We start from the raw sequence: 26,074 nt of genomic DNA, 5'->3' as shown, positions 1-26,074 counted from the left end.
GATGACTGCTGTGGAAGTTGCCCATATAAAATAACGGCACAACCGCGGTGCAGTCGATGACCTGAAGCCTTGCTTAGATCGTGTTAATGAAACGTTCTAGTTCATTGGCTACAGCGTAGAGACTGGCTCGATTCTCGAATTCATGTCTCGACTCCGGCAAAGGCAGCTGCTTATGGTACTCCCTAATATCACGAAGCGTTTCGCGAAAATGGGCCATTTGGTTCCTGTTATTCAAGTGGAGACTCAAATTTTGAACGAAATCCCCAATTCGAATTCCCTGTTCCATCTGTACGGTGATTCTAGAAATGGAAGGAAGCATCCGTTCGAGAATATCATACTGCTGCTGCTTGAATTGAAAGTAATGCTCATAGGAATTTTCCTTTCGATGCAGGTTGTTCTCCGCATCCAGAGCAGCCAATCGCTTGGCCTTCTGCAGAGCATCTGACAGCTGAAGCAGTTCCTTCCCGTCCCAAAGTGTATAGCCCTCTTTCAAGTAGCAGGCTATTTCAGTCAAAATTCCAGAGATCAGTTGATCCACTTCTTCTTTGTACCGGTTTAGCTCTTTATCGATACTAGGCATATACCAATTGATCAGTAATCCTATACCGAGCCCGATGATCATCACAAGAATTTCATTTAAAAAAAAGGCAGGCTCAATTGTTCCCTGCATATAGACATGCATGACAATGACGGAGCTGCTGGCGATGCCTTCTTGTATCCGAAAGCGGACGCAGAAGGGGATAAATAACAGTAGAAGCACTAGAAATGAATAGGGCTGGTATCCGATTAATTCGAATAAAAGGCTTGAAAACAGGAGTCCCGCCAAACAGGCGAATAGGCGGCTGATCACGGCCTGAGCGGACTGCTTGCGGGATTTTTGAATGCACAGCAGGGTTAAAATCCCCGCAGCCGTGTAATATTCCAGCTGCATGGCTTGGGCCAACAAGATAGAGAGACTTACGCCTATCGCGGTCTTGATGGTACGGAAGCCAATTCTCATGATGCTCACCCGATTTCGCTTTTTTGCTTATTTTACACTCAACCGTTCCTGAGTGTAAACATAGTTTACATAAATGTAACAAAAAAAGTTTGTTGCCTTATCATTGTGAATTGGAGAGGACATCCGATGGGACTTAAGATAAATCAATCTACGAACAAATGGGTGCACGCTGGAAGTATCCTTGGTATACGAACGGCTTATCCGTGGTGGAAATGAAGCAGCTGAAGCAAGTCAAATCGTGTATGTACATATTAACGCGCCGAACGTACCGGTGGAAGAAGTGCTGGATAACGACCGTCTGTACCTCGGGGAAGGAGTAATTCCTCTAGCCGATTTTCTGAGCGGTTTACATTACATCGGTTACAAAGGCGTCGTTGCTCAGGAAATATTGACGCCCTCGATGCCGAAGGATTCACCGGAAATCCTGATTTTGCGCTCCAAAACCGGCTTTGATAAAGTATTTGCTGTCGCTGGACTTAAATGAATAAACGGACTCAATGATTTAGTAAATCACGATTCCTCTTCAGACCGATTCTTAAGCTTCTCAGGCAGCCGGATCGGTCTGCGTATTTCCGCATAATTTTCCTCAATATCTCTTGTAATGGATTCAAGGATATGCAGGGCCTCTTTGTGTGCTTTGTCATATCCCATGGACTGAATCAGAGTTTGAAGATAGTCCAATCTGGTTTTCGTCACGAGCCTCATGATTGTGTACCTCTTGGTTCCCAAATTTTTGTATCTGTCCATATCATTCGACAAAACACGTTATTTTAAGGCGGGTTCCGTCGTGAAGTATCGTGATTTATGATATTAGCGATGCTATATGTACGCTGGAGGCTGATGTCATTTCAATTGAAACCTCACGTAGCCATGGAGAGTTAATTCATAGTTTGGAAGATCACACTTTCGATAAAGGAATCGGTCGTGGGGGTTAAAATAATAGCACCAGCCACTGAATGAGCAATTCAGTGGCTTTTTTGGCGGTTCGCACCTTAGCTTCATCTCAGATCAACACTATTTTATTGATATTGATAGATGATAGAGTTATAATATCAGCGTTAAACATCCTATGTTTGGGGGTTTGTATATTGGGGCTTAAACGAGCGTCACGAACGACGCTGGTTGAACAAGTCGTTGCTCAAATGGAGCTTCTTATAGAATCGGGTACATGGCCGGTTGGATTAAGAATTCCGGCAGAGCCGGACCTTGTCCGGCAGCTTGGTGTAAGCCGAAATACGGTGCGGGAGGCTGTGAAGTCACTGGTTCATGCAGGACTGCTCATCGCCCGTCCCGGCGACGGTACCTATGTCTGCTCCTCAAGCGTTCTCGGTGCTGTATTACTGCGCCGCTTACGGCGCTCTAGCATTGATGAAACATTAGAGGTTCGGTTTGCTCTTGAACAAGAAGCCGCCCGGTTGGCGGCTGTACGGCGTACCGCTGAGGACATTGAAAGGCTGCGCAGAAGTTTGGACGAGTTTGATGCCGCATCAGAGAACAAAGACATTGAGGGCTACGTGCAGGCTGACTTGAACCTGCACAAAATGATTATTGCTGCTGCTCACAATAGCGTACTTACCGAATTATACGAGCATATCACGGAAGGCGTGAGAGTATCGATCGGCAGCGTACTGGATCATTCCGTACTTATGGAGCCTCATATCAAGATACACCGCGATTTGGTACAGGCCATCATTGACCAGGATCCTGAATATGCAGCGGAAGCCGTTCGCGCATATATAGAAGCTTCCAGACATATTCTGCAAGGCGATAAAAGAGAGGAGTAACATACGCATGTTACATCGGGAACTAGTCAATCCACGCATACATTCACGAGCAGGCTTTTCTATGCTTGTTATAGGAATTATTCTGGTGGCTGCCAATCTTCGCGCGCCACTCACTGCAGTCGGTCCGATTATTGGAGAAATTCGGAACGCAACGGGGATTTCGAATACATTAGCAGGAACTTTGACAACCTTGCCGCTCCTCGCTTTTGCGCTGCTTTCTCCGTTTGCAGCAAGAATCGCCCGTAAGATCGGAATTGAAGTTACTTTATTGGCTGGGATGATCGCACTGACCGTGGGGATATTGATTCGCTCAATTCCTGGGATTGGACTGCTCTTTCTGGGTACCTTACTGTTAGGATTGGCCATCTCGGTGGGCAATGTGCTTGTACCCAGTCTGATTAAACGGGAGTTTCCTGAAAGAGTCGGTGTGATGACAGGCATTTATGCGGTGTCTATGAACTTATGCGGGGCTGTTGCCTCAGGCATCAGCATTCCCATTACTCGCGGATTAGGGTTAGGCTGGGGCGCAGCACTAGGATGCTGGGCGCTTCTTTCTTTTATCGCGATACTCATTTGGCTGCCGCAGCTTCGAAATCGTCGACATGGTTCTAACTCTCATGTTAAAAAGACAGGCGGTCATCTGTGGAGGTCACGTTTGGCCTGGAATGTAACCATTTATATGGGATCGCAATCTTTAGTATTCTACATGCTGGTCACATGGCTTCCGGAAATTCTCCAACAGCGGGGAATGAGCAATGAAACTGCGGGGTGGATGCTTTCCATGCTTCAATTTATTATCCTGCCGATTACCTTCATCGTACCCGTGTTGGCAAGCCGAGTCTCGAGTCAGCGGGGAATGGTGGTGGCTGCCGGTATCTCTTTGATTATTGGATGCCTTGGATTGCTCAGCGGAAATTTATCGCTAATCGTGGTATGGTTGGTTCTGATGGGCGTTGGAGTAGGCACCGCGTTTAGCTTGGCCATGATGTTCTTCGTACTCCGAACCCGTGATTCGCAGCAAGCAGCAGAGTTATCGGGCATGGCACAGGCTGTAGGATACTTGATGGCTGCAACCGGACCAACACTATTTGGTCTGATTCATGATGTTACAAATGGCTGGACCTATTCATTGATTTTCTTATTGGCTGCCGCCTTGCTGCTTATGTTTTCTGGTTATGGCGCGGCAAGTGGATATGTGACCTCCAAAGAAACACCCTAAATAATGGGGAGTTAAGATATGATGTAGAGCCGGGGATCGAAGGATTCCCGGCTCTAGTTTCTTATTCCGCTTTAACAAAGTCGCCGCGGATGTCTGCAACGAGAGGAGAGGATTCGCCGCTGTAGTAAAGCTTCAGCTCATGCAGAGCCCGGGTGCAGCCGACGTACAGGAGCTTGGCGTCCTGGGGAGAATCGGTGTAATGGACCGAATCGACATCGACCAGCAGGACGGTGTCGAATTCTAGCCCCTTGGCCATATAGACCGGCACAATCGAGACACCGCCCTCGTACTGCTGCTGCCCGGGCACGATCAGACGCACTTCGCCGCAGCCGGCGGCCTGCAGCTGCTCGTGCAGCTCGCGACAGCGTGCTTCCGTTCGGGCAAGCACGGCCAACGTTCCCGCCGTATGACGGTTCTGGTGCGTCCGCACTGCTTGGAGCAGAAGCTCCGTAAGAGCAGTGCTTTCCGCTTGCACAAGCTCTACCGGTTCGCCGCTGCGGAACACCGGGACAGCAAGCGCCGGCAGTTCCTCCAATCCGTTCTTCAGCACTTCGTTTGCGAAGTATATAATTTCCATCGTCGAGCGGTAGCTCCGGTTCAGTGTATAATAGGCCCGGCTATCGACCGGAAACAGAGAAAGAAACTCCTCCCAGTCTTGAATCCCTTGATAGGCGTGAATTCCTTGAGACAAGTCCCCCAGTATGGAAAAAGAGCCGTTCTTCGTGTGCAGGGCAAGAAGCGCTATTTGGAACGGGGAGAAGTCCTGCGCCTCGTCGATGACGGTGTGATCGAACCGGAGATCGCCTGGAATGCCGTAAAACCGTGCTCTTATATAAAGAAGGGGGGCCAAATCCTCCAGCTGTACGCGTTTCTTTTTAGCCAAAGCCAGTGTCGATTGCCTGAGGTCTTCAGAAACCGTTTGCTGTAATTCTTCGTTGGTCTTTGTGGTGAACATCTCCTTATAAAAGGCAAATGGCGTATAATCCGGCCAGAGCTTCCCGTACTCTCGCAGCCTCGCTCCGGCTTTCTTCTTATACTCCTTACGCAGATGCACTTCCCAAACCTTGTCGAGCTCCATCTCCATCCAACGTTTCATCCGGGCCAGCACGCGTTCCCGTCTTTTCATCAGTGGCTCATGCTTGTTTTCCACCGCATACCACTGACGGATTGTCCGTCGGGACAGCTTGGCTCTATCCCAGGGGGAGAAGTCGGCATCCGGTACGGCGTTCTCTTCATAGGCGTTCAGCATCCGCTCCAGCTGTTCCATGAAGCGGATGGAGCCTTTAATTCGGCCTGGGGATGTATCATTCATTACAGGCCGAGACTCCCCAATGCCGAACCAATAGCGCAAAGTATCTGCTGAATCTGCGAGCTTGATCTCGTGGTCGAGCAGTTCCAGTGCCCAGTCGGCGAAGGTCGTCTGCTGAATATGGCCGACGCCAAGCTCGGGAAGCACGCCGGAAATATAGTCCAAAAACATACGGTTTGGTGCGAAAATAATCATTTTCTCCGCTTTGACCTGATCCCGGTAATGATACAGCAGGTAAGCAAGGCGGTGCAGGGCAACCGTCGTTTTACCACTGCCCGCTACACCTTGTATGACCAGCGCGTTGTTTTTACCTCCCCGAATAATCGCATCCTGTTCGGCTTGAATGGTCGATACGATATCGCGGAGCTTGTTGTCTTTGTTCTCTCCCAAGCGGTATAGCAGAAACTCATCCGTTACTGCCGTGTTATCTTGATCGCGATCGAACGTATCGACTACACGCTGCAAAATTTGTTTGCGGATCACTAAATTTCTCTTCAGATTAATCAGGCCTTCTATAAGTCCATCTGGCGAGTCGTATGAAGCGGCCTCGGGGCCTCCGGTAAATGAATAAAAAAGGCTCGCCACCGGGGCGCGCCAATCGATAACCATGAGCTCGGGCGAGTTTGCTTTTTCCACGCCTAACTTTCCTATATAAATCGGGGTTGGATCAGGTTTACCGCTCTCTTGAAAATCAAGTCTGCCGAAATAAGGCTCGGGAGCGGCCTGCTCCAGATTGCGCCGGTTATTCTCACGGATCGATTCCAGCACCTGCTCAGTCACATCATGACCCGTATAGGTAGGTATCGCCCTCAGCATATTCAGGTGGGCGTCCATTTCTTCGATCGTTTGTTCTAAACGAGCTTGTTCCTCTTGATAAGCGTTCCGTATACCGGATTCCATATTCATGACCTCCGTTCATTTTGTTATTCCTAAAAATGACAGGAGATATACTATAGCACATGAAAGTAAAGAGCCGCAAGCGCTCACAAATGTAGCTTTATTTACCAGTAGCAATGGGTAATATATGTTATAGTGACCTAAAACGAAGGAGGTATTCAATATGGAATACAGAATTGAACGGGATACGATGGGTGAAATCAAGGTTCCTGCAGATAAGCTGTGGGGGGCTCAAACGCAGCGAAGCAGCGAAAATTTCCGCATTGGCACGGAACGGATGCCGATCGAGGTGGTGCGGGCTTTTGCGCTGCTGAAGAAAGCGGCGGCTCAGGCGAACCTTAGGCTGAACAAGCTGGAGAAGGACAAAGCCGAGGCCATAGCAGCGGCATCCGATGAAGTCATGGATGGGAAGTGGGACGATGAATTTCCACTGGTCGTATGGCAAACCGGCAGCGGCACGCAGTCGAATATGAACGCCAATGAAGTGATCGCTGCGCGGGCTACGCAGCTGCTCGAAGCGAAGGGAAGAAGTATCCGCATACATCCCAATGATGATGTGAACCGGTCGCAAAGCTCCAATGATACCTTCCCGACAGCGATGCATATCGCCGGAGTGATGGCGATAGAGGACCGTTTGCTGCCCGCTCTGGACAATCTGAAGGAGACACTGAGAGGTAAGATGGAAGCCTTTGCCGATATCGTCAAAATCGGGCGCACCCATCTGCAGGATGCCACACCGCTTACGCTTGGACAGGAAATCAGCGGCTGGTGGGCCATGCTGGAGACTACCGGGCGGATGATCCGCCAGAGCTTGGAATCGATGAATGAGCTGGCTATCGGCGGGACGGCCGTAGGTACGGGTCTGAACGCCCATCCGAAATTCGGCGAAGCCGTTGCGGAAGAAATATCCCAGGAAACCGGCAGGACCTTCATATCCGCCGCGAACAAATTCCACGGTTTGACGAGCCACGATCAAATCGTATACACACATGGGGCACTGAAGGCGCTAGCGGCGGATTTGATGAAGATAGCCAATGATGTTCGCTGGCTCTCTAGCGGTCCGCGCAGCGGAATCGGTGAAATCAGAATCCCGGAGAATGAACCGGGAAGCTCGATTATGCCGGGCAAGGTGAACCCGACGCAGAGTGAGGCGCTCACCATGGTGGTCTGCCAGGTGATGGGTAATGACGCGGTCATAGGATTCGCGGCAAGCCAGGGGAATTTTGAGCTGAATGTGTTCAAGCCGGTAATCATCCATAACTTCCTGCAATCCATCCGTCTGCTGTCCGATGCTATGGATTCGTTTAATGAGCATTGTGCCGTAGGGATCGAGCCCAACAGGGAGGTTATCGGCCGTCATTTGGAGCAATCCCTAATGCTTGTAACCGCCCTGAATCCGCATATCGGTTATGAGAAAGCCGCATCCATCGCCAAGCTCGCACATAAAGAAGGGCTTACGCTGAAGGAAGCGGCATTGCAAAGCGGCTTTTTAACCTCTGAGCAGTTTGATGCCATCGTACGCCCAGAGGATATGATTCATCCCAAGGAATAATACAAAGCAAGCGTAAACAAGCATCCTCCTGAACCTGCTGTGAAGGAATGCTTGTTTTGTAGGATGAGCACCTAATTTTCGATAAGTCCAAACTCAAGGTCTTCATATACCATAGGATAAACCAGAGAAAGGGGAAGTCCTATGGCATAACGTACAGCTGGCGCCGGTTGTGCAGAGGTCATTATTGTCCTTTCTTCCATAAGGTTGAGGAGGGATTTGTTTGGAGAGTATTTATCCGATTACTGCGGAACAAATTAGTCCCTATGTTGGGCGGCATGTATGCGCCGTGTTTCACGATGGCTCCTATTGCATCGGCAAAATAGGACGGGTTGAAGGCGGAAACTTATACTTGGATGAATATACACATGGATTGGCCTCGGTCTCGACAAGTAAGGCAAACAAAGCCAAGGACCAAATCAGCCATCAAATGAAAGCAAAGACCTCTGCATTTACTCCTTTTTTCTCTCCATTCGCTGTTTCACTTGCGGCTTTGGCGTTTCTTTTTGCGATTCCGTTCTTTTTTATCTAATGCATGCAATGAGGAAGATTCGATGTGATCACTGATCGCGATAAGCGGTCAGTGGTGTCACGTCGTTTTTTGCTTTACAAGCACTTGCTATAATGGTTATATAAGAACGCGTTTCATTCGATTCAAACACTGACGGTTGGTTCAAGTACAGCCAACGTATTATTCATAGTGTTCAGATTAACCCTAGCCCCAATAGGGAGCGCGGCTTTATACAATCCATGTGCTGTTGTGAGATTCGTCATGAGGGGCTTTCCGAGAGGTACAAGGAATTCGTTAATGAGGTCTTCGTATGATTTGCCATAAGAGATCGTACAACCGCTGCATTCCCCCATAATGATTCCAATACAGTCCTCGAATACTCCGGCCAGCTTCAAATGGTTCAAATACCTGTAGATCGTATTGATCGGTTCGTGTGTGTCTTCCAGGACCAGTATTTTACTTTTTGGATCGATCTCAAAGGGTGTACCCAGAGTGCCGATAAAGGATGTCAGAGTGCCTCCGATAAGCGGACCTGTAACGTTCCCGGGAACTCTGCTGACTAGTGGGATGCCCGGCGGATTTTGGATTGGCCGATAAGGAGCATAGGAAGATGTTACGGAGAAAAACTGGTTGAAATTATATGCAGGAGTATCGGGCCTGAAGTCAATCAGCAGGAGACTTTGAAACGTAATGAAATCGGCGAATTGATACAGTGTGTTTAACAATACTGTAATATCGCTGTATCCCGTTACTATTTTTGGATTTCTCCGGATCGAATCATAATCCAGATAAGGAAGAATGCCGGCGACGCCTACGCCGCCGCGGGTAGGCAGAATCATTTTTACCTGCTTGTCTTCAAACATTCTCATCAAATCCATAGCACGTTCTTGGTCTGAACCCGCAAGAAATCCGTTCCGGGCATATACATATTGTCCAAGTATGACATTAAACCCCATGCTTTTCAGAATATCTACCCGCGCATGAATGACATCTGCCTCTAACGGACTACCCAAAGTAACGATTCCTATGGTATCACCTTGTTTTAATAAAGGGGGACGAATAGCCATAAGCATACATTCCTTCCGTAATGCATAGGAGTCTTCTCTTTAAATTATATGGGTCCCATCGATTTGCATAACAAATATTTAAAGTTCTTTCCTTTTGTTCTTAGGATTTCTTTACTTGCTGCCCATAAAGTTTTCGTTTATCGCTCCTCAACTTGTGATAAAATGTAAATGATTCACATGAAAGGAGTCAAGAGGATGGATCATCATGACACGGTAAAGGATCGTCTGCATCGAACGTTGAGAGATTTGCGGATTTCCGTGACCGATCGGTGCAATTTTCGCTGTACGTACTGCATGCCTGCCGAAATTTTTGGTGCGGGTTATGCTTTTTTAGAGAAGAATAAATTGCTTTCGTTTGAAGAATTAACCCGACTGACAGATATTTTTACGAGGCTTGGTGTGAAAAAAATTCGACTTACCGGCGGTGAACCGTTGATGCGTGGCGAGCTGCAAAGACTGATCACCATGATCAACGGGGTAGAAGGGATCGAGGACATTGCTTTGACGACGAACGGCTCCTTGCTGGCTAAACATGCGTCAGCACTAAAGACAGCCGGACTGCGCAGGGTAACGGTAAGCTTGGATAGCCTTGATGATGAACGCTTTGCCTTAATAAACGGAGTAGGCTATAAGGTGTCGTCGGTATTGGACGGCATTGATGCTGCTGCACAAGCGGGCTTCCCGGTCAAAATCAATATGGTTGTCAAAAAGGGAAGCAATGAAAGCGACATCCTTCCCATGTCCCGTTATTTTAAGGAGAAGGGACACACGCTTCGATTCATCGAATTTATGGATGTTGGAAATACGAATGGATGGAAGCTAGATCAGGTAGTCCCAAGCCGTGCCATTGTAGAGATGATTAACGCCGAGATGCCTTTGGAGCCGGTCGAGGCCAACTATTACGGGGAAGTGGCAAGCCGGTACCGTTATGCCGGTACGGATGTGGAGATCGGCGTGATTTCGTCGGTGACGCAAGCTTTTTGCTCTACGTGCACTAGAGCCAGATTGTCTGCAGAAGGACGTTTGTACACCTGCTTGTTTGCTTCCGAAGGCTTAGATTTGCGGACGCCGCTGCGGGATGGAGCCAGTGATACGGAGCTAGAGCAGCTGATTCGCGATACATGGCAGAAAAGAGAAGACCGTTATTCTGAAGTGAGGTTAAGTCATACTTCGAGCACCGGAATAAAGAAGGCAGAGATGTCTTATTTGGGCGGGTAGGACTACATTCGGAGAACTAACCACTGAAAAATGTGTTCAAGCGCCTCTTCTTTACGGTACCCCTGCAGGGGCTGATGTTCTCGGTCCTGAAACACGATACTTTGTTTATCTTTTGATGGAATTGTTTCGATAAATTGGGTAATGACGTCAGCATTGATGACCGGATCGTATACATCATAAAGAAATAATACCGGAAAATGAAACTTCTGCACCTCCGATAAAGCCATTGCTCCATTATGCACCATTTCCGTACACCAGCGTGGAGTATATTGGATGGCCGGCATCTGGTCATGTATGAATTCAGAAGTCCAATTCGGGAAACTCGAGTGAAACCATTGCAGCTTCCGCAGACTTTCATTCCATTTGATCAGGTCGATGGGCAGGGACGGAGTGACTAACGAAAAAAATTCAATGCATTTTTTGATGATGAATGGGGGGAAATGAATCCCGAGTGCGGGCGAAGACAATAGAACTCCGGCTATCTTGTCCGCAAAATGTTGAACATAACGTACAGCAATGAGACCTCCTAAACTATGGCCGAATAAGTAAATCGGCAATCCCGAATATTGGCTTTGCAAGCGGGTCACCAGCTCATCTAAATCATCCAGGTAATCTTGAAACCGGTGAATGTGACCCCGTTTTCCTCCCGAACGTCCAAATCCTCGCAGATCAGGAGCGGCGAGAGCAATCCGCCGTTTTAAACACTCTGTCCCTACATGAGAGTAATGTCCCGAATGCTGTCCTGCTCCATGCAAAAAAATAAGCAGGGCTTTCGCATGTATAGGTATCCAAGTTCGGCAATATAAGGTAAGCTGTTGAACGCTTGAATCAAACAAATGATTATCTATATGTATGGACATGGAGGATACTCCTCTTCGTGGACGATGAGTATTAATCCTGAATTTCAACCCAATGCGAAAATGGTAGTAGATATTTTATTTTTTAATTCTAATATGCACAATGTACATCAGGCTGATGCGTGAACAAACCATCCAACGCTTAAGTGAGGCTAGCTTTACGACAGGGCATAAATAGTTGAAAAAAAATGCTAGATTGGTTTTTGTAAGATGTAATAAATACTATTTACAAAAAATGTTGGCATAAAGTAACATGCTATTAACAGTAATTATTACATAGAAACAGTCAGAATGGATGAAACGGGCGGCTAAACCAGATGAATTAATGGAGAGGAGAGAGAGCAAGCGCGTTATCATTACATTGGCTTGCACCGAAACCGGAACTTATGCGATGGGGGATTTTATTTTTTTGGATGGCCATTCCGGATGCCTTGACACTTATAAGTGGATTGATTATCATAGTCTGAGCTGTTTCCTGAACAAACGGAGACGGCTTCTTTCGTTTTCAGTGAGGTGAGCTATGGTTGATCAACGGGTCGTACAAGTTCAGCTAAATATGTTATTCTATACTTAGTTTATATAGATGTTTCTTCTTGAGGAGCGATAGTCGTTTGAAAACACTCATCATTGCGGAAAAACCAAATATGGGACGAAATATAGCCGCCGCAATAGATCCCAAAGCTAAAAATCACCGTTCATATATTGAAGGAGAACAGTATATTATTACATGGGCGATCGGACATTTGATCGGATTAGCGGAGCCCGACGCATATGATGAAAGATACAAAAAGTGGAACTTCAACGATCTGCCCATCATTCCCGATCAGTTTAAGCTGATACCGAATCCGAAGACGAAGGACCAGCTGAAGGTTATTGCCGAGCTGGCTAAGCGAAGCGATCGCCTCGTTAATGCATGCGATGCCGGAAGGGAAGGGCAGCACATTTTTTCCTTGATCCAACGCCATCTGAAGCTGAAGCATCCGGTAAAGCGTCTTTGGATTTCGGACTTAACGCCGGAGACGATCCGCAAAGGGTTCGCCGAGCTAAAGGAGGGAGTAGAGTTCGAGCCTTTGACACGTGCGGCGAAGGCCAGGAGCGAGGCTGATTGGCTGATCGGCATGAACGGTTCGCGCGCCTTCACAACCAAGCACAAAGAACTGCTGTCAGTTGGTCGAGTACAGACGCCGGTGCTAGCGCTGCTTTATGACCGGCAGAAGGAAATCGAAGCGTTTACGTCCAACAAGTTCTTCGAGGTGGAAGCCTGGTTCGCGCAGGGAGAGAGCTTGTACCGCGGGTTGTGGCAGGGAGAGAGGCTGACCGACGGTGAGAAAGCGGCTGCGCTCGCGGCTAAAGTGAAGGGACGGGCTGGCCGAATCGAGAGCTACGACGTAAAGGATACGAGGGAGTATCCGTTCAAACTGTATGATCTCACTCTGCTGCAGAGAGAAGCTAATGCCAAGTTCAGCTTTTCGGCGAAGAAGACGCTGGATCTGGCTCAGGCACTATATGAGAAGCATAAGGCGATCAGCTACCCCCGTACTAACTCCAACTATGTGACGGAGCAAAATATTCCCGAGATGCATCGAGCGCTGGACCAGCTCGGCAAAACCGGTTATTCGTCTCTGGTGGAACAAGCGGATAAGAAGCTTGTGCATAAAAATAACAAAGCGGTGTGCAACCCGACGAAGGTAGAGGATCACCATGCCATCCTGCCAACGCATAAGATGCCAAACGGACTGACGCCCGATGAGCAGAAGCTGTATGATTTGATTGTACGGCGGTTTTTGTCGCACTTCTATCCGCCAGCCACTTACAAAGTGCATACGGTGCTCACGTTGGCAGAAGGCGAGCGGTTCAAGAGCACCGTAAAGCAGCTGCTGGCGCTCGGCTGGAAAGTCATTTATGCTGATCAGGCCAAGGAAAAGCCGACAAGCCGCGGACGGGGGAAGTCCTCCGAGAAGGAGGAGGAAGACGAGGCCGCTGAAGAGGAAATTCAAACTCCTTTTACGCTGGATCCTGCTCAGGAGGTTGTCTGTAAAGACAGCGCAGCCAAGGAGAAGGAGACGCAGCCTCCGAAGGCTTACACGGAAGGAACGCTGCTGAAGGCAATGGAAAGCGCCGGGAAGCAGATCGAAGATGATGAGCTGCGGGACGCGATGAAGGATTCCGGTCTTGGGACACCGGCAACCCGGGCTTCGGTCATCGAACGGCTGAAGCACGTCGGCTATGTCGTGATGCAGGGCAAGCGGATTGCGATCACGCTCAAAGGGCGCACCGCCGTGGAGCTGATTCGCGGCGCAGGTGTCGAGCTGCTGACCTCACCGGAGATGACCGGCCAATGGGAGCGCCGGCTCAACGAGATCGCCCGCGATGCGGCCTCTGACGAGACGTTCATGCAGAACGTCAAGCGCTTCTCCGCCCTGATCGTAGAGAAGGTGCGCGTGCAGTCACCGGCAGCGAAGCAGGCGTTCGCGGACCAGGCGGCGGCTCCGGCCCCGCGACAGAGGGGCAAAGGCAAGAGCAGCGCCAAACCCGCGGCTGCCAGTGGCGAAGCCGAAGGCCGCGAAGCGGAGGCGCCTGCGCGGACGCGGGTCAAACGCGGCACCCGCGCGACTGCCGAGCCGCAGCCGCAGGCCGAGAGCGCGGCGGCGCCTCAGCCGCGGGTTGCATTAGCCGCGTGCCCGCGCCAGGGCTGCGGTGGGCGGATTATCCGCGGCAACCGCGGCTACGGCTGCAGCGAATATAAGAGTGGCTGCGGCTTCGTAGTATGGAAGGACAGCTTCGGAGCGACGCTGACCGATACGGCCGTGACGTATTTGCTCAAGCACGGTCGGACGGCGCTGATGAAGCTGTCTGATGAACACGGGCGCACGCTCGAAGGACGTATTGTGCTCCAAGACAAAAACACCGGTCAGCTAAGGCTGGAGCCGGCGACGCAAGAATCTTAAAGTCGAAAGGTGGAGTGTCGAAGATGAAAGAAATTCCTATCCCTTATGTCCGTGCGAATCAGACGGGTATCGTGTTATTTGTGGTTCTCGCCATCCTATTCCAACAGCCCTTTCTGATTGCCGCCTTATGGGCGATTCAAATGATCGGCTTATGGCAGGGTGTGCGTGCGAACCTGATCGTACAGCTGGCAGCCCCGCTGCTGCGCAGCCGTATAGCCGGTGCTCAGACGGAAGCCGCTGAGCTGCAGCGGTTTAACAATTCCATCGCCGTGGCATTATTGACTTTATCTATACTTTCTTTCTGGTTAATGCCTGGAGGCTGGATAGGCTATCTCTTTGCAGGAGTGGTAGCCATTGCGGCATTCGTTGCGATCTGCGGATTCTGTGTCGGATGCTTTATCTATTTCCAGTTCAAACAGCTTCGCCGCCGATAAACATCCTTAAAGATGCACATAGACCGGGAGCGCTCGATCGAGTCTCCCGGTCTATCTCTTTTTTGTAAGCAATTATTTGGGCAGCACGTAGAAATATATCGTGAAGAAATGGCAGATGCTGCCGGCCAGTACGAATAAATGCCAGATCGCATGATGATACCGGATTTTTCTCCATAAATAAAAAATCGTACCCAGCGTATAGAGTAAGCCTCCCGCAACAAGCCATGCAATCCCCGCCTGTGCCAATTCTTCTTGAAGCGGACGAAACGCAAACATCACAAGCCAACCCATAGCGATATAAAAGAGCGTGGAGAGCAGGACGAAGCGTTTGACGAAAAACAGCTTGAAAATGATCCCAGCCAGCGCGAGTCCCCAAACGATTCCGAATAAGCTCCAACCTAGCGGACCGCGTAGCGTAACAAGCAAGAATGGCGTATAGGTTCCGGCAATCAGCACGAAAATGGCGGCGTGGTCCATGATAGAGAAGATGTCGATCCACCGCTCTTTACGGGCGCTGTGAAGCAGGGTGGAGGAGACATACAGTAGTATCAGCGATACACCGAAAACGGAAAAGCTGACGATATGCCATACGCTTCCGTTGCGTAACGAATGGATCAGTAGCAGGACAAGCGCCGCCACGCTAAGAACGGCACCTATCCCGTGGGTGACCGCGTTCGCGCGTTCTTCTTTCCAATAGTCCATGGTCACAATAAACTCACTCCCGTCGGGTCAGGTTGGCCCCAGTTGACCAGCTTATGAAAAAGCTAAGCGAGACAAGGGCCACATAATCCATTGTAACCTGAAATGCAATCAATGACCAATGATCAAAGAAAATCGGGAATCTCGACCCGGCACCCTCGAGTCGTTTCGTTACCTGCTTCGTTTTTGAGCAGCCATAACTCGGGCGTATCCCGGATTCCCGTGATGCGAAGCTCAAACGACTCCGAAGGAAATTGCTCTGAACGCAGGACGACCCGGTGTCCATCCACCTGGGTAATGGTGAGAGAGATCAATAATTCGCTTCCGCGGCTAACACAACGGTAATGCTGGCTGCACTCGGCAGATCGCGCATCCAATCGTTTATTGAATTCCAGCACGATGACGCCTTGTTCAGGACGATATGCGCGAATCGGCTCGGGTTTATCCTCATACATCGGAAGACCGATGGTATATTCGTATGCGGTCCAGAACCGGTACCCCTGATTTGCAGCGGCTGCGGCAAACCGCTCCATCCAGGCGCGGCTGCGCCGCATCCGTCGAAGCGAACCGATATCCGTCTGTATGCCGAGCGGTATCGAGGGGTGAGAGGCGCGGATTCTGTCTACAAACGGTTTGTAATACTTAACATAATCGGGCTTCAGTCGTGCGCGCATCCAATCGGGCCAATGGGTTTGAAGCATATGCACGTCCGGACGCACCGTACGAATCATGGCGCCCGCATCGATGCCTTGGTATTCTCTGAGGGCTTGAACGGGATCATTGCCAGCGTTCACAGCGAGCGACCAAGTAGCAATCCGTATATCGGGATTGGTCTCGCGTATACCGCCGGGACCGTTAATGAGATCGTTTAGGAAGCCATTAACCGCTTGAACCCTAAAGTCGATCCAAAGGAGGTAACGCGCCCGGTCCTTTTTATAATAGTAGGGGGAGCTCGGGTAACGGAATTCCGGCATTTCAGAGCCGCTGAACCTCTTGAACGCAAGCCTTGCCCAAGGACCAACATCGCCGTAAACGCCGGTGTCTAGACCGTTCCATTCTGGGAAATAAGGCTCGGCCACCTCGAAGCCGGTGAAAGGGTGCTGTTTGATTAGCTTAGCCGATGCTTCTTTTTTCCACGCTGTATACCGATGGCTGAACAGAGAGAAACGGTAAAATCCGTCATCCGTCTTTTTCAGCAGGGTCATTTGCCAATCTTTCCAATCCGCCGGAAGATGACCGGTTCCGTAGGCGCCGTTACCGAGCACCATGGCCCAAACCTCCATCCCCCGTTCACGTAATGCGGATACCAAGCGTCCATTGACTGCGGTTTCGTTCGTCACGAAATAGCGTATTGAGCGATAACCGGCCAGCTCCAGCTCTGCGGCGATGCTATCCTCCGACCGGTTTGAATAATAAGCAAATGTCGGATCGATTTGAATGGTAGGCTGCGGAAACTTTACTGAAGGAGAGACCTGTGGGGGAATTCCGCGAATGAAGGTTCGTATGGGCATGCCTCACTGCACCTCTTTCTCTGCTTGCCGTATTTCTTTATATTGTACGCTTCTATGCCGGCGGCTTCCAATTTAGAATGAAAATGCGGTTATTGAAAACAGGGAGATGAAAGATTGACGGGAAATCAGAACAAGGCTACACTATAATACGTAATTATTACTTTTAAATAATATAGGTGAAATTGACAGCACATGATAGCGGGGGTACAATGTACCCTTGAAACGAAACTATGGACGAAAGCAGAGTGAGGAACGATGAAGCAGCCTGTTTCTGTACATATATTGAGCGGATTTCTCGGGAGCGGCAAGACGACGCTGCTTACTCGCGCATTGGATTATTATAAGCTGCAAGGAAAAAAGCCCGCGGTCGTCATGAACGAGCTTGGAGACATTAATCTCGACGGCATGATGGTGGATGAGGAGGTGCCGATGACGGAGATGCTAGGCGGCTGTATTTGCTGTACCATTCGCGGCGATTTGGGAATGGAGCTGAGACAGTTGATCCTGGACCATGAACCCGATGTCGTCTTCGTGGAGAGCACAGGGGCGGCCAATCCGATGGAGATGCTGGACGGCGTAACGGATGCCTCCTTGTTGACGGAGGTAGCGCTTAAGTCGGTCATTACGGTGGTGGACGCCGCCCAGCTCGCCGAGCGTTCGATCAATCCCGCAGGAAAAACATACCGGCTCATGGCCGATCAAATCCGATGCGCAACAAGAATCATATTGAACAAAACGGATCTGATTCCCCCTTCGGAGCTTGTACGCACGGAAGCCATCATCCGAGAGCTGAACCCGGTGGCCCCGATAATCCCAACCGTTCGCTGCGAAATCGATCTTGCCATGCTCGACCAGCTTGAAGGCGGGGGGAAGGAGCGCCATCTACAAATCCAAGCCTGTGGATGCGAGGGAGATCATGAGAACACCCATCACGAATGCGGCCATGAACACGAGGGCGCCCATCACCACAGCCATGAGCATGTCATGGTATATACTCATTATTTTCGCGGACCGATTGAGAGCGAACGCTTCGAGGAGCTCATCGGCAGGCTTCCGCATAACATTTATCGGGCCAAAGGAATTCTTCGCTTCACCGATACGACGAGCCCCTTCCTTTTTCAATTTGCATATCGTGAGATGGACTTTATTAAAATTTCGCCGAAAGAGAACGTAGCAAGTGTTGCCGTGTTCATTGGTGAGCATTTCGACAAAGAAGCTCTGTCTGATCTATTGGCTGCGCTCGAAACCCGTTGATTCTTGACTCGTGACACGGATTCAGGCATTATTAATAGTATCTATCGTTACAAACGGAGAGGTAGCTATGGCAAATCATGAGCATGAGACGCAAACGACAATAGAAGATATCCTGAAGGCGATGTCCGCCAAAGGCTGGCGTATTACCGACCAGCGCAAGAGCCTTGCCACTTTATTCGCTAGTTCGACAGGCTATTTGGCTCCGAAAGATGTCTACGATTATATGAGGCAGCAATATCCTGGAGTGAGCTTTGATACGGTGTACCGCAATCTCCGATTGCTAAGCGAAATGGGAGTTCTGGAGCAAATCTATTTGAATGACGGATTGAAGTTCCGAGCAAGATGCGAGTCGCATCACCATCATCACCTGATTTGCGTCAGCTGTGAGAGAACGATTCCATTCGAATTTTGTCCGATGAAGCAGATGGCCGGAGTACCGTCTGATTTTCTAGTACTTAACCACCGGTTTGAAATTTTAGGCTACTGCGGTGAGTGCACTCCCGCCGATGATAAGGAACTGCAATAATCATCGCTCATATACGAAAAGAGCCTCCACCCTCAGGGTGGAGGTTCGTTTCGTTTGACAGCACATCAGCTCAGTGATAATATGTATAAAACATAGTAATTTCATCGGAATAATGTAGTATAAATTTAACAGAGAATAGGATGAGTTTCTATGGAACATCACATTACTATACGAAGCGGAGAGCAGGAGCTGGCCGCAACGCTTCACTATCCCGAATCGGGGAATGGGGAGAATAAAATACGAAAGGGAAACGAGCGTTTCCCCATTATTATTATTGCCCACGGCTTTGTCGGGAGCAGGATCGGAGTAGACCGGTTATTCGTGCTTGCAGCAAGGGAGTATGCACGTAATGGATATATGGTGCTCCGTTACGACTATGGAGGCTGCGGTGAAAGCACGGGCGATTACGGCAGCGGCGGACTTGACGTGATGATCGATCAAACTCGGTCCGTGCTTGATTACGCTCTTGATATCGATTGCGTCGATCCTCAAAGGGTCATTCTTCTCGGGCACAGCTTGGGCGGGGCTGTCTCAATACTGACCGCAGCCCGGGACAAAAGGGTCAAAACGCTTGTGCTATGGTCAGCTGTTGCGTACCCATTTAACGACATTGTAGGCATTACCGGCAAAAAAGCGTATGAGGAAGCAGTCCAGCTCGGTTCAACCGATTACCTTGGCTATTCGCTCAAGCCCGTATTCTTTGAATCTCTTGCAAAACATCAGCCTTTCGAACAGCTGCGTAAATTTAGCGGTGACGTATTTTTAGTCCACGGTACAGCAGACGATGTGATCCCGGTGGATTACTGCTTTTTGTATCAGAAGCTGTTCTGGCTCCGCAGCCAGGGGCAGTGTGATAAAGAGGTAATATTTCAAGCGGATCACACGTTCACTGGAGGGCAGGCCAAAGAGCAGGTCATTCGCAAGACGCGGGACTGGCTGCTCCATATCGACAAACGCAAGAACGAATGGAACGATTGGACCATTTGATTCATTCTGGTCATCGGAGGATAATTATAGCTTAGACATATATTGCGGGTCTTAATCGTCGCGCCTTCCGTAGCTTCTAGCATAAGAGGCCATTTGGTTATAGGCGAAACGATCCAGTTTTTTCAGCGGATAAAATTGCGGGTGATTGGAATTCACCTCAAGAATCCATAAGCGCTGCTTCGTATCATAAGCAAAATCAACACCTATTTCATGCATGGCTGAACATTTGTTGTTTAATCTGCGGGCGATCCTAACAGCGGTTTGGGATAACGATTGGATCCGGGGGCGATGTTTGGACGGAGATAAGCCTTTGGTTCTGAGTAATTTTTCAATGGTGTATATTTCTCCGCCTTGGTAATAATTCGTTACGATTTTGTTCCTCCTTCCGACTTTCACCAAAAAACCGGTGCACGTCCATGAACCGCGGGGTTTGCGTTGAACCATCGCCCGGATATCATAAGGACGTCCTTTTACCTTATCCAATGTAATGCCTTTTTGAATGATCATGCTTTGCTTATGCTTGGCCTTGATGTGTTTGTAAACCGTGGATAGAATTTTGAAACGCTTGCGAATTTGTCTGCGTTTACCGGTCGAGAGCAGCTCGTAGCCTTTCTTGGAACATTCCAGCTTGCAGACGTCGATCCCCATGGAACCGATGTTCGGCTTGACATATAAAGCCTTGTATTTACCGGTCATCCGTTTCAGGTTTCTTTTCGTCAAAGAGACGGTGTGGGGAACGAGATGTCTCAGCCTTTTACTTGCAGCTAACTCGTTACATACACGCAGCTTTCCCCTGAATGTTTTGCTTTTATACCGTTTTTTGTATGCATACAATGAAGTTCACCTCAAGATAGTGTATGTTCTCCGCGAATAAAGCAATTGTGCATCAGTGTATGATTTGATAAACTTTTCATAGGCATTGCCATAGGAGAGAGGAGTGAAGATCGTGGCGGAACAAAAAAAATCGTATCAAGCTCTGGTGGACAAGCAAATATTTATTGGTGGAGCACAGGATGTTCAGGCTTTCATAGACGAGGAGCAATGCGAGGTCATTGTGGATCTCCGCGCGGAGTCACCTGAGGTTGAGCTTGGCAAGGAAGGCGTATCAAGGATACATGTGCCGCTTATGGATAAGCAAGAGGGTCAGGAGGCGCTCCTTAAGCAAGCCATCGACACCGTTGTTAAGGAAGCCCAGGCGGGGAAAAAAGTAGCGATTCACTGCGCCGCCGGACGCAGCAGAGCCGGCAGCGTGGCGATCGGTACGCTTTTAGCGCTGGGAATCAGCGACTCGGTGGACGATGCAGAAGCGCGTATTCAAGAGATTCGTCCGGAAGTAGTAGTGCATGAAAAGCTAAAGAAATCTGTTGCTGAGCTCTTTCAGCTTGAAGATTTGAATAAGGAATGATATGAAGCGGTGTTTCCTTGTAAGCAGGGAGGTGCCGCTTTTTCTATGGTGAGATTAAATGTTAATATATACCATTATAATTGTGGATATTCCATAAAACGCTTGTGAATATAACATGTGCTTGTATTGTAAAACTAGTATCTCTATTATATAATGTTGAAGTTACTTAGAAAGGAGAATTGACCAATGATTAAAAATAAGGCAATTGTACTCATGCTGATGAGCTTGATTCTGATCATTTCCGCTTGCGGAACCAAGCCTGCGGCGACAACAGAGCAAACTGGTGGAGGAGACAACACATCAGCGACTGCCCAGCAAAACGAAACGAAGCTGGAGAAAATTAAAAAAGCCGGCAAAATCGTAATGGGAACCAGCGCGGACTACCCTCCATATGAATTTCATAAAGAAATTAATAAAAAAGATGAAATCGTCGGGTTCGACATCGAAATCGCCAAAGCGATTGCGAAGGATCTCGGTGTAGAGCTTGAGATGAAAGACATGAGGTTCGAAGGTTTGCTGGCAGCACTTGAAGCAGGTAACGTTGATTTTGTGATTTCCGGGATGACGCCGACACCTGAGCGTATGAAAGCTGTTGATTTTACCAATATTTATTATACGGCTGTTCAGAAGGTTGTCATTCGTGCAGAAGATAAAGACAAATTCACCACGGTTGATTCCTTGCAAGGGTTGAAGGTGGGAGCTCAGAAAGGCGCAACTCAGGAGAAAATCGTGAAGGAGCAAATGCCCGGCTCTGAAGTGAAGCCGCTGGGCAAAATTTCCGATTTGATGCTGGAATTGAAAAATAAAAAGGTCGATGCTCTTGTCGTCGAGCTTCCGGTGGCTGAGGCCTATCTCTCGAAGAACAAAGACCTTGTGATTGCGGATATTCAATTGGCTACGGAAGACAGCGGCTCGGCCATTGCTCTAAAGAAAGGCAATCCTGATCTGGTTGAAGCGATGAATAAGACGCTGGACAAGCTCATCAACGATAAATCCATTGATAAATTTGTTACCGAAGCGAACGAATTAGTGGAAGAGCAATAATCAAAGCCCTGATGCAGAATAGTCGACCAAAAACCTGAACGGAGCTATCCGGCGGGTTTTTGTTTGGTTATCAGCTTTTCATCTCATAAATAAGGAGGGGAACGGATGGATTTTTCATTTTTGCCTAAGTACTATATGTTTTTCATCGATGGCGCCAAGTTGACGTTGATCTTATCCTTCTTTACCGTCATTTTCGGGGTTATTTTCGGTATTTGCCTTGCGCTTATGCGCATGTCGCGCATCGCGCCGCTGCGTGTGTTTGCCGGATCCTATATTGAATTTATTCGGGGAACACCGCTGCTGGTTCAACTGTTATTATTTTATTATGGGTTGCCCCAGCTGGGTATCAATTTTCCTGAGATTCCTTGGCTTGGCTCTGCTTTTCCTGATGTGGCGGCATGTATCCTAGCTCTATCGTTTAATAGTGCCGCTTATGTGGCGGAAACGTTTCGTGCCGGCATTCAGGCGATCGACAGAGGTCAAATGGAGGCGGCCCGTTCGCTTGGGATGCCGCATGGCATGGCGATGCGGCATATCATACTGCCGCAAGCGTTCCGCAACGTGCTGCCGGCACTGGGCAATGAATTTATTACGATCATTAAAGATTCCTCGATCGTCTCGGTTATTGGGGTTGCTGAATTGATGTACAGTGCTGACACGGTGAAAGGCAATACGTTCCAACCGTTCGAGCCGTTAATCGTGGTTTCCCTTATCTACTTTATCATGACGTTCACGTTGTCCAAGTTGCTAGGATTGGCCGAGAGGAGGCTGAGGACTTCTGATTAAGGTATCCGGTTTACAGAAAGCGTTCGGTAATCATCAAGTGTTGAACGGTATCGATATCGACATTGCCCAAGGCGAGGTCGTCGTTGTCATCGGTCCCAGCGGTTCGGGCAAAAGCACTTTCTTACGCTGCTTGAACTTGCTCGAACAGCCAACTGGTGGAGATATCGAGTTCGAAGGAACTTCGCTCATTCGCGGAAAGCATGATATCAATTTGCTGCGTCAGCGGATGGGGATGGTGTTCCAGCAGTTTAATCTGTTTCCGCACATGACGGTGCAGGACAATATTACATTAGCTCCACGTAAGCTGAGAAAGCTGAGTGACGATGATGTGAACAACGTTGCCCGCGAACTGCTAAGGCGGATCGGCTTGGTCGATAAAGCGGGGAGCTATCCGGGACAGCTGTCCGGCGGGCAAAAGCAGCGCATCGCTATCGCCAGAGCGCTGGCCATGTCCCCTAAGGTCATGCTTTTTGACGAGCCTACGTCTGCACTAGATCCGGAGATGGTGGGAGAAGTGCTGGATGTCATGAAAGAGCTGGCCGCGGAAGGGATGACGATGGTTGTCGTCACCCACGAAATGGGTTTTGCACGTGAGGTCGGCACCCGGCTGATCTTCATGGACGGGGGCAAAATCGTCGAGCAAGGCAAGCCAGTAGACGTATTCACGAACCCTCAACATCCAAGGACAAAGGAATTTCTAGGTAAAGTGTTATGATTTCAGGAAAGAACAAATAAGAGTCAGATCGAGCAAAGTGCTTTTGCTCGATCTGACTCTTATTTCATGTCGGGAAAGTCAGTGCCTCAATGACTGCTGTGTATGCTGCGCTCGAATTCCTCGCGGATTACATGGAGCACCTCGGGGCTGGTAATTACATCATATGCTGTAAACGCCAGCACCTTAGCTGCCAGCAGCATACCTTCGAAGGCGCGGGGGAGCATCGCCAGATCGCGAAATTCTTTCGTATGCAGCAAGCGGCGTTCATCGACGACCTTCACGTAAGGATGGATAGTCGGACAATGGCGCGATACGTTGCCCAAGTCGAGTGAACCGTGATCCTTGCCGCTCTCTATCGAATCTTTGGTTATTCCCATGGACGTTAAATTATGCGTAAAAATGTCGGACAATACACGATTCGTGATGAGCTCATCGTATGAAAACTCGTAATTGGACCAGTTCATCGTACAACCAGTTTGCAGCGCAGCGCCTTCCGCGCAGTGCAGTACCTTTTGCACGACTTCGTCGGTGTATGGTCGGTTTGCGGACCGGATGTAAAACTGCGCTGCAGCGTAGTCCGGAATAATATTGGGCGCCTTGCCTCCCTCGGTGATAATACCATGAATACGAACATGACTCCGCAACTGCTGCCGCAGAGCAGCGATCGAATGAAACAACAGCAGCACGGCATCAAGCGCGTTAACGCCTTCATAAGGGCTTGCCGCTGCGTGTGCGGACTTCCCATGATATTCAAATTGAATCGCATCCATGGCAAGAGAAGTTCCGGATTGTTCGTACGAATGATAGGGGTGAGCCATCAGGGCGATGTCGACATCGTCGAACATCCCTGCCTCCGCCATGAGGACCTTCGCGCCTTTCGTTTCTTCCGCTGGCGTGCCGTATACTCGGATGGTACCGCCGATTTCGTCGATCACGGCTTTCAGGCCTACAGCGGCGGCCAGTCCCATCACGCCAATCAAGTGATGCCCGCAGGCGTGTCCGAGCTCCGGCAGCGCATCATATTCGCACAGAAATGCGATAGTGGGTCCTGGCTTGGAGGATACATAGGTGCCGATAAAGGCCGTAGGTAGCTCCAGCACCGGAGATTGCACCTCAAAGCCGTGCTGACGGAGCGCATCCATGAGTCTGGACGAGGCTTCCCATTCTTCGTGCCCGAGCTCCGGATGCTCTCCGATATATTTCGATAGGTTTGTAAACGATTCGCTATACCGATCGATGACCGAAGCGATCTGCTGCTTCATGAACAATGCGCTCCTTTTAGGGGTTCTTTATTGTGTATTTATTATAAACGAAGAGGGGGACAAAACAAAAAGATCCCGACGCAATGGATTGCATAAGGATCTTGTTAACGTTTACATTTTAAGTGTAATTTACTGTAAATTTCTGCGGCGGTCGATGATTTGCTCTTCAAGCTGCTTTTTGATTTTGTGCATGACATCGACTTCGAGCTTATGATTATCCCGGAATCGTACACCGGTAAGCGCCAGAGCCTCATTCAGAGTCAGCTCAACGGAAATCTTCTTCTCCTGCGGTTGTTGATTAGCATCATAACTCATGGTGCATCGCTCCTTTAATTATCAGTTGAGTGGTGCATCAAGAAAATAGATTAAGCAGGGGTTCTAGAGTTCATATGCTGCTTAAACCCTTGATTTTCCTTGGTTTTAATATAACATATCATGTAACATTTATCAAGTCAAAGCATAAAAAAGAGGCTCATTGAAATGGAATTCAATGGCCTCACTACTGAAGCTTGTCCTTCATGCGTAATCGTTGAATGGATAGGACAAGGCTATCGATCTGTTGACTTAGCTCAACCACCTTGGGATCTACAAAGCTTCCTGTTTTCTCCACCAGTTGGTAAAGCTGATGCTGCATTCGTTCCAAGCGACGTTTTAATTCAGCTTCTTTCATCTGTATCCTATCACTTCCTCTATTTTTTAGAAAATTTTGTTCTATAAGGTATTATAATACGTTTTCAGCGTAAAAAATGTTAATATATGTCGAATAGTATGTTAAACTTTTATGACAAATACCAAAATATGTTTATAAAAGGTTAATTGTGGCAAATTAACCACAATGGGAGTTGATTCTGTAATATGACTAACGGTAGAGCCGATAATAAAATCAACCCGAATTTTAGGGATAATAAGTTTACGCAAGAGGGTACGATCGTTGAGCCCGATAAAGCGGCCCTTCACCCTCCGAGTCTGAATGAGATTCCCAAAGAAACGAACCCTCAGTAGTGAATTTTTAAGAAAATGGAACGGAAAAGAACTGTCCAAGTGCGGACAGTTCTTTTCGCGCTGCAGAAGATGTATTATTCTGTTCGAATA

27 protein-coding genes and 1 pseudogene are annotated in these 26,074 nt (G+C 48.8%); 17 read left to right on the top strand and 11 right to left on the bottom strand.

What is annotated here, in order from left to right; genetic code table 11:
• Positions 1–73 precede the first annotated feature (73 nt).
• A complete protein-coding gene (locus JOE45_RS04445; RefSeq protein ID WP_210021339.1) occupies positions 74–1,000 on the bottom strand; it encodes an aromatic acid exporter family protein in 927 nt (308 codons plus the stop codon).
• 181 nt (positions 1,001–1,181) lie between these two features.
• Between JOE45_RS04445 and JOE45_RS04440 the strand changes: the two genes are divergently transcribed.
• Positions 1,182–1,484 carry a hypothetical protein gene (locus tag JOE45_RS04440; RefSeq protein WP_210021340.1) on the top strand — a complete coding sequence of 101 codons (303 nt, stop codon included), beginning with the start codon at positions 1,182–1,184 and terminating at the stop codon, positions 1,482–1,484.
• 26 nt (positions 1,485–1,510) lie between these two features.
• Here JOE45_RS04440 and JOE45_RS04435 read toward each other — a convergent pair whose 3' ends face one another.
• Entirely contained in the window at positions 1,511–1,705 is a 195-nt protein-coding gene (locus JOE45_RS04435) for a hypothetical protein (RefSeq protein ID WP_210021341.1), read from the bottom strand.
• Between the two features lie 101 nt (positions 1,706–1,806).
• Here JOE45_RS04435 and JOE45_RS04430 point away from each other — a divergent pair.
• The 3 genes and pseudogenes from JOE45_RS04430 to JOE45_RS04420 all read left to right on the top strand — a co-directional run.
• A pseudogene (locus JOE45_RS04430) lies at positions 1,807–1,929 on the top strand (hypothetical protein); the annotation flags it as partial.
• Between the two features lie 159 nt (positions 1,930–2,088).
• On the top strand, positions 2,089–2,784 hold the full coding sequence (locus JOE45_RS04425) for a FadR/GntR family transcriptional regulator (protein WP_210021342.1): 696 nt from the start codon (positions 2,089–2,091) through the stop codon (positions 2,782–2,784).
• A gap of 61 nt (positions 2,785–2,845) precedes the next feature.
• The gene (locus JOE45_RS04420) at positions 2,846–4,003 is read left to right on the top strand and encodes a CynX/NimT family MFS transporter (protein ID WP_245246589.1); all 1,158 of its coding nucleotides are present in this window, start codon (positions 2,846–2,848) and stop codon (positions 4,001–4,003) included.
• 61 nt (positions 4,004–4,064) lie between these two features.
• Here the strand turns inward: JOE45_RS04420 and JOE45_RS04415 are convergent, their stop codons facing one another.
• Positions 4,065–6,212: a HelD family protein gene (locus JOE45_RS04415; RefSeq protein ID WP_210021344.1), complete on the bottom strand. Its 2,148-nt coding sequence runs from the start codon at positions 6,210–6,212 to the stop codon at positions 4,065–4,067.
• Positions 6,213–6,372: 160 nt separating this feature from the next.
• Between JOE45_RS04415 and fumC the strand changes: the two genes are divergently transcribed.
• On the top strand, positions 6,373–7,761 hold the full coding sequence (gene fumC / locus JOE45_RS04410) for a class II fumarate hydratase (protein ID WP_210021345.1): 1,389 nt from the start codon (positions 6,373–6,375) through the stop codon (positions 7,759–7,761).
• Positions 7,762–7,981: 220 nt separating this feature from the next.
• Positions 7,982–8,290: a hypothetical protein gene (locus JOE45_RS04405; protein ID WP_210021346.1), complete on the top strand. Its 309-nt coding sequence runs from the start codon at positions 7,982–7,984 to the stop codon at positions 8,288–8,290.
• Positions 8,291–8,412: 122 nt separating this feature from the next.
• On the opposite strand, the gene JOE45_RS04400 is transcribed toward JOE45_RS04405, so the two are convergent.
• Positions 8,413–9,336 carry a S66 peptidase family protein gene (locus JOE45_RS04400; protein WP_210021347.1) on the bottom strand — a complete coding sequence of 308 codons (924 nt, stop codon included), beginning with the start codon at positions 9,334–9,336 and terminating at the stop codon, positions 8,413–8,415.
• A 195-nt stretch (positions 9,337–9,531) separates the two neighbouring features.
• Between JOE45_RS04400 and moaA the strand changes: the two genes are divergently transcribed.
• Positions 9,532–10,554, top strand: a complete 1,023-nt coding sequence (gene moaA, locus JOE45_RS04395; RefSeq protein WP_210021348.1) for a GTP 3',8-cyclase MoaA — start codon at positions 9,532–9,534, stop codon at positions 10,552–10,554.
• A gap of 2 nt (positions 10,555–10,556) precedes the next feature.
• Here the strand turns inward: moaA and JOE45_RS04390 are convergent, their stop codons facing one another.
• Entirely contained in the window at positions 10,557–11,414 is an 858-nt protein-coding gene (locus JOE45_RS04390) for an alpha/beta fold hydrolase (RefSeq protein WP_210021349.1), read from the bottom strand.
• A gap of 608 nt (positions 11,415–12,022) precedes the next feature.
• On the opposite strand from JOE45_RS04390, the gene JOE45_RS04385 reads away from it, so the two are divergent.
• Together JOE45_RS04385 and JOE45_RS04380 are read left to right on the top strand one after the other, a co-directional pair.
• Positions 12,023–14,359, top strand: a complete 2,337-nt coding sequence (locus JOE45_RS04385) for a type IA DNA topoisomerase (RefSeq protein ID WP_210021350.1) — start codon at positions 12,023–12,025, stop codon at positions 14,357–14,359.
• A gap of 23 nt (positions 14,360–14,382) precedes the next feature.
• Positions 14,383–14,793, top strand: coding sequence for a DUF4395 domain-containing protein (locus JOE45_RS04380; protein WP_210021351.1), 411 nt, complete (start codon positions 14,383–14,385; stop codon positions 14,791–14,793).
• Between the two features lie 72 nt (positions 14,794–14,865).
• On the opposite strand, the gene trhA is transcribed toward JOE45_RS04380, so the two are convergent.
• Both trhA and JOE45_RS04370 read right to left on the bottom strand, forming a co-directional pair.
• Complete coding sequence (trhA, locus tag JOE45_RS04375) at positions 14,866–15,495, bottom strand: PAQR family membrane homeostasis protein TrhA (protein WP_210023426.1); 630 nt, start codon at positions 15,493–15,495, stop codon at positions 14,866–14,868.
• A gap of 122 nt (positions 15,496–15,617) precedes the next feature.
• Positions 15,618–17,003: an N-acyl-D-glucosamine 2-epimerase gene (locus JOE45_RS04370; RefSeq protein ID WP_210021352.1), complete on the bottom strand. Its 1,386-nt coding sequence runs from the start codon at positions 17,001–17,003 to the stop codon at positions 15,618–15,620.
• A 255-nt stretch (positions 17,004–17,258) separates the two neighbouring features.
• On the opposite strand from JOE45_RS04370, the gene JOE45_RS04365 reads away from it, so the two are divergent.
• The 3 genes from JOE45_RS04365 (at position 17,259) to JOE45_RS04355 (ending at position 19,770) form a co-directional block, all read left to right on the top strand.
• Entirely contained in the window at positions 17,259–18,257 is a 999-nt protein-coding gene (locus JOE45_RS04365; protein ID WP_210021353.1) for a CobW family GTP-binding protein, read from the top strand.
• Positions 18,258–18,324: 67 nt separating this feature from the next.
• Positions 18,325–18,783 (top strand): Fur family transcriptional regulator, encoded by a 459-nt coding sequence (locus JOE45_RS04360; protein WP_210021354.1) that lies wholly within the window; start codon positions 18,325–18,327, stop codon positions 18,781–18,783.
• Between the two features lie 150 nt (positions 18,784–18,933).
• Positions 18,934–19,770: an alpha/beta hydrolase family protein gene (locus JOE45_RS04355; protein ID WP_210021355.1), complete on the top strand. Its 837-nt coding sequence runs from the start codon at positions 18,934–18,936 to the stop codon at positions 19,768–19,770.
• Between the two features lie 51 nt (positions 19,771–19,821).
• Here JOE45_RS04355 and JOE45_RS04350 read toward each other — a convergent pair whose 3' ends face one another.
• Positions 19,822–20,604, bottom strand: coding sequence for a YheC/YheD family protein (locus tag JOE45_RS04350; protein ID WP_210021356.1), 783 nt, complete (start codon positions 20,602–20,604; stop codon positions 19,822–19,824).
• Positions 20,605–20,716: 112 nt separating this feature from the next.
• Between JOE45_RS04350 and JOE45_RS04345 the strand changes: the two genes are divergently transcribed.
• The 4 genes from JOE45_RS04345 (at position 20,717) to JOE45_RS04330 (ending at position 23,720) form a co-directional block, all read left to right on the top strand.
• The gene (locus JOE45_RS04345) at positions 20,717–21,175 is read left to right on the top strand and encodes a protein-tyrosine phosphatase family protein (RefSeq protein ID WP_210021357.1); all 459 of its coding nucleotides are present in this window, start codon (positions 20,717–20,719) and stop codon (positions 21,173–21,175) included.
• Positions 21,176–21,361: 186 nt separating this feature from the next.
• Positions 21,362–22,219 (top strand): ABC transporter substrate-binding protein, encoded by an 858-nt coding sequence (locus JOE45_RS04340; protein WP_210021358.1) that lies wholly within the window; start codon positions 21,362–21,364, stop codon positions 22,217–22,219.
• Between the two features lie 105 nt (positions 22,220–22,324).
• A complete protein-coding gene (locus tag JOE45_RS04335) occupies positions 22,325–23,005 on the top strand; it encodes an amino acid ABC transporter permease (protein ID WP_210021359.1) in 681 nt (226 codons plus the stop codon).
• Positions 22,998–23,720: an amino acid ABC transporter ATP-binding protein gene (locus JOE45_RS04330; RefSeq protein WP_210023427.1), complete on the top strand. Its 723-nt coding sequence runs from the start codon at positions 22,998–23,000 to the stop codon at positions 23,718–23,720. The genes JOE45_RS04335 and JOE45_RS04330 overlap by 8 nt, the downstream gene beginning before the upstream one ends.
• An 86-nt stretch (positions 23,721–23,806) precedes the next feature.
• On the opposite strand, the gene JOE45_RS04325 is transcribed toward JOE45_RS04330, so the two are convergent.
• From JOE45_RS04325 to JOE45_RS04315, 3 genes are all read right to left on the bottom strand, one after another.
• The gene (locus JOE45_RS04325; RefSeq protein WP_210021360.1) at positions 23,807–24,982 is read right to left on the bottom strand and encodes a M20 family metallopeptidase; all 1,176 of its coding nucleotides are present in this window, start codon (positions 24,980–24,982) and stop codon (positions 23,807–23,809) included.
• A gap of 129 nt (positions 24,983–25,111) precedes the next feature.
• Entirely contained in the window at positions 25,112–25,297 is a 186-nt protein-coding gene (locus JOE45_RS04320) for a hypothetical protein (RefSeq protein ID WP_210021361.1), read from the bottom strand.
• Positions 25,298–25,481: 184 nt separating this feature from the next.
• Positions 25,482–25,652, bottom strand: coding sequence for an aspartyl-phosphate phosphatase Spo0E family protein (locus tag JOE45_RS04315; RefSeq protein ID WP_210021362.1), 171 nt, complete (start codon positions 25,650–25,652; stop codon positions 25,482–25,484).
• Between the two features lie 185 nt (positions 25,653–25,837).
• Here JOE45_RS04315 and JOE45_RS04310 point away from each other — a divergent pair, with 185 nt between their 5' ends.
• Positions 25,838–25,984, top strand: coding sequence for a hypothetical protein (locus tag JOE45_RS04310; protein WP_210021363.1), 147 nt, complete (start codon positions 25,838–25,840; stop codon positions 25,982–25,984).
• The last annotated feature ends 90 nt before the right edge of the window (positions 25,985–26,074 follow it).

It is taken from the genome of Paenibacillus sp. PvR098 (assembly GCF_017833255.1).
GTDB lineage: Bacteria > Bacillota > Bacilli > Paenibacillales > NBRC-103111 > Paenibacillus_G.
The sequence above is the reverse complement of the archived record's forward strand: the minus strand, read 5'-3'. Positions and strand labels throughout refer to the sequence as shown.